Raw genomic sequence first — 3845 nt, 5'->3', positions numbered from 1 at the left:
CCTTAATTCCCGATTTCTCCATAGAGGTAGATTGTAACTGTGCCGGTGTCGGCGCGTTCTATATTAAAAAACTGAGTTTTCATTCTGCTTTTTCGGTTTTGCAGTGCAAATATGGGGAGGTTTTCGGGCTTATTAAAATCGAGGTTTTATCATAAAACTTTATACGCACATCATTACCACATAATCAGTTACGACAAACATCAGAATTTAACGCGCCGTCATTTAGGTGTATTTTTGCAGCACCTAATTACGTACATATGGCAGAGTTGACAAATACACAGAAAAAGGAGTGGGCCAAGAGCCTATACCTCCGGGAGAGCATGACACAGCAGGAGCTGGCCAACCGGGTCGGGGTGTCGCGTGTGACCATCTCCAACTGGATCCGTGACGGCAAATGGGAGGAGTATAAGGCCGGACTGACCCTGACCCGCAAAGAGCAGGTCAACAACCTCTACAGACAGGTGGCCGAGATCAACCGGCAGATAGCGGAGCGTCCGGAGGGGGAGCGCTTTGCAAACTCCAAGGAGGCCGACATACTCGGCAAACTCTCGTCATCGATCGCCCGCATGGAGCAGGAGATGGGCATTGCCGACAAGATCTCCGTACTGACTGATTTTGTCGAGTGGCTGCGCGCCCTCGATGTCAATAAGGCCAAGGAGATAGTATCACTCGCCGACGCATACATCAAGGACAGCCTCTGACGCTATGAAACAAGCCGATAAGATAGCGCTGCAGGAGTGGGAGCGGCTTAAGGCCGACATTGTGCGCGCGACCCCCGTCGACCGTAAGATGACCCATGCGGAGCGCGACAGACACCGCATACAGCTCGAGGCCAACCCCATCGAGTGGATCAAGTTTTTTTGCGCGCCATACGTCAAGAGCGAGTTTGCCGATTTTCAGCGGCGTGCGATCCGGCGGATCGTCGCGCATGACGAGTGGTTTGAGGTGCTGTCGTGGTCGCGCGAGCTCGCAAAATCCACCATTACAATGTGTGTTGTATTGCACCTGGTGATGACCGGACGCAAACATAATATAATCCTGACCTCCAACTCCAAGGACAACGCCGTCAGGCTCCTCGCGCCATATCGCGCCATGCTTGAGTCCAACGGCCGCATCATCGCCTATTATGGCCAGCAGATGACACCGGGCAACTGGACCGAGGATGAGTTTGTGACCCGTGGCGGGGCGTCGTTTCGTGCGCTCGGCGCAGGCCAGTCACCGCGAGGATCGCGCAATGAGGCGATCCGTCCCGACGTGTTTTTGGTTGATGATTTTGACACTGATGAGGATTGCCGCAACCCCGACATTATCGCCAAGCGGTGGGACTGGTGGGAGCGCGCCCTGTATCCGGCGCGGTCGATCTCCGAGCCTACGTTGGTGGTGTTTTGCGGCAACATCATCGCCCGCGACTGTTGTGTGGTGCGAGCCGGGGAGTCCGCTGACCATTGGGATATTGTCAATATCCGCGACAAGTCCGGCCGATCGACATGGCCGGAGAAAAACAGTGAGGAGCATATCGACAGGGTGCTGTCCAAGATCTCCACCAAGGCGGCGCAGGGCGAGTATTTTAACAATCCCATTGCCGAGGGCGAGGTATTTAAGGATCTTGTGTATGGCAAGGTGCCTCCACTCTCCAAATTTAAGTTTGTAGTCATCTATGGCGACCCTTCGCCGGGCGAGAGCCGGGCAAAAAAAGGCAAGTCGTTTAAGGCTGTGAGTCTCCTCGGCAAGCTCGATGGTAAGCTATACGTCATCCGCACACGCCTCGACAAGGCGCTCAACGCGGAGTTTATCGACTGGTATGTGCAACTCCTTGATAGCATACAAGGTAAGACCTCCGTGTATTGCTACATGGAGAACAACAAGCTGCAGGATCCATTTTTTCAGCAGGTCTTTCAACCGCTTGTGGCCAAGGTGCGGCGCGAGCGTGGCATACAGCTGCATATCCGGCCTGACGAGCGCAAAAAGACCGACAAGGCCACGCGTATCGAGGCCAACCTGGAGCCGCTCAACAGGATGGGACACCTGATCCTCAACGAGGCGGAGCGTGATAACCCTCACATGCGCGAGCTCGCGGATCAATTCTCTCTCTTTACACTCAATCTCAAATATCCGGCCGACGGCCCGGACGCGGTCGAGGGCGGCAACCGCATCATTGACGAGCTGCTGCGCCGCGTCGAAAAACCGGCCACACGCGACCGCCGCGAGGTCGCCAAACTCAACAAACGCCGCATGTAACATCATACACCACACTATATGAGCCAATTTATAGACCTTACCGATTACGATGCGTCGATACACGCCGAGATCCTCGACGCCCTGACGCGCAAAGACCCCTCGCTGGTGGAGATCTGCGAGGATCGCGCCATTGCCGAGGCGCGCTGCTATCTCTCCAGGAGGTATGACTGCGACGCCATATTCGGCGCCCGGGGCGACGAGCGCAATCAGCTCGTACTTATGATGATGATCGACATAGCCATCTATCATACATTTTGCATCCATAACCCTTACAAGCTGTCACCGATCCGCAAGGAGCGGTATGAGCGTGCCGTGGAGTGGCTCAAAATGATCGCCGCGGAAGAGCTGTCGATAGAGGGGGCGCCGATGCTGCCGGAGGAGGAGCGCACCGGCGGCGCCATGTTTAAGATCACAAGCAACCCGCGCAGGGTATCACACATGTAATTATATTGACCTATGAGCAGACGCAAAAACAAAAAGACCGGCAGCACCGGCAACATAGCCAATGCGCCGGGAATGATAACCGTATCGGGCAATGTACCGCGCCCGGGGCAGACCGCGCCCGGAGTCGTTATCCTCACCCAGCCAAAGCGCTTTGGCTTGGATATATCAAATTATATAACCGCGATCAGGACGGCCGAAAATGTCGACACGCCCAACCGTACGCGGTTGTACGATCTCTATGCCGACATTATGACGGACGCGCATCTGTCATGCGTTATCGACAAGCGTATCAATGCGGTATTGTGCTCCGACATCGAGTTTCGACGCGACGGCAAGCCGGACGAGGCTGTCAACGAGCAGATCCGCTCGCCCTGGTTTAGCCGCCTCGTGCGCGACATCCTCGGCGCGCGTTTTTGGGGGTTTACCCTCTGCGAGTTTTGGCAGGTAGACGACTGGATCGACTACCTCCTCGTACCTCGCAAGCACGCGTGCCCGGTGCGCCGGATCATCAAGCGCAACCAGGGAGACAGCGACGGCCTGTCATGGGAGAGTTACGACAATCTGCTGTACGTCGGCGACGCGGAGGATCTCGGCCTGCTTGCCAAGGCGGCGCCATGGGTGATCTACAAGCGCAACGCCACCGGAGACTGGTCGCAGTTTTCGGAGGTATTTGGGATGCCGATACAGGAGTATGTCTATGATAGCGACGATGACGACTCACGACAGCGGGCCATCGAAGACGCGCGCAACACCGGCAGCCTCGCTGTATTTGTGCATGGCAAGGACTCATCGCTCAATCTGATCGAGTCGGGCAACAAGACCGGCTCGGCCGACGTCTACGAGCGGCTGATCGAGCGCTGCAATAGCGAGATCTCCAAACTGATCCTCGGCAACACCCTGACCACCGAGGCGTCCGACACCGGCACTCAGGCGCTCGGCACAGTACATAAAAAGGTAGAGGACAAGGTCGAGCAGGCCGACCGCCTATATGTGCTTGACGTGCTCAACTACGACATGACCGATATATTTGCCGGGCTTGGCATCAATACCGCCGGGGGCGAGTTTTACTTTCCGGAGCGCAAAGACCTCGATCCAACGTCAAAGGTCAACATACTCGTGCAGCTTAATCAGGCCTTTGGCCTCCCCGTCGACGACGATTATCT

The 3845-nt window shown here is 55.9% G+C and carries 4 protein-coding genes; all 4 read left to right on the top strand.

Annotated elements, in window-relative coordinates; all coding sequences use genetic code 11:
* The first annotated feature begins 257 nt into the window (after positions 1 to 257).
* The gene (locus C5O24_RS11590) at positions 258 to 701 is read left to right on the top strand and encodes a YfeC-like transcriptional regulator (protein WP_107036671.1); all 444 of its coding nucleotides are present in this window, start codon (positions 258 to 260) and stop codon (positions 699 to 701) included.
* A gap of 4 nt (positions 702 to 705) precedes the next feature.
* On the top strand, positions 706 to 2238 hold the full coding sequence (locus C5O24_RS11585) for a hypothetical protein (RefSeq protein WP_107036672.1): 1533 nt from the start codon (positions 706 to 708) through the stop codon (positions 2236 to 2238).
* An 18-nt stretch (positions 2239 to 2256) separates the two neighbouring features.
* Positions 2257 to 2682, top strand: coding sequence for a phage protein Gp36 family protein (locus C5O24_RS11580; RefSeq protein WP_107036673.1), 426 nt, complete (start codon positions 2257 to 2259; stop codon positions 2680 to 2682).
* Between the two features lie 12 nt (positions 2683 to 2694).
* Positions 2695 to 3845 (top strand): phage portal protein family protein (locus tag C5O24_RS11575; RefSeq protein WP_107681866.1); only part of this gene is annotated, 1151 nt, incomplete at its 3' end.

The organism is Paramuribaculum intestinale (assembly GCF_003024925.1).
GTDB classification, from domain to species: Bacteria; Bacteroidota; Bacteroidia; order Bacteroidales; family Muribaculaceae; genus Paramuribaculum; species Paramuribaculum intestinale.
This window is presented reverse-complemented; position numbering and strand designations above follow the sequence as displayed.